We start from the raw sequence: 356 nt of genomic DNA on the forward strand, positions 1-356 counted from the left end.
TAATATGTTACTAACAGTATAAAATCAATATAATGTCATGTCAATTCTGAAAATAAACAACATGTTTTTTATCTTTCTGATAACACGAATTCAATTGCAAATACTACCGAAGAATTAACAAAGTCAACAGAAGGGAATGCGATGTCATCTTGGTGAAAAAACGCCAAGAAAAGCAAGCGTGATTTACAGGATAATAGATCATTATAACCTATCATTAGCGGTAGTTAACCTGCCTAAGTTTAAAGGCGAATAAGCTCCTTTATTTTTTTGAAGCATAACATGTAAAAGACTATGAAAAAGTAGGTGAAAACATGCAATTAGGTTCTCAACGTATTATAGGTTTTCCAGGCATGGGC

The sequence above is a fragment of the Bacillus sp. JJ864 genome, assembly GCF_036963045.1.
In the GTDB taxonomy this organism is placed as follows: Bacteria; Bacillota; Bacilli; order Bacillales; family Bacillaceae_G; genus Bacillus_A; species Bacillus_A pseudomycoides_C.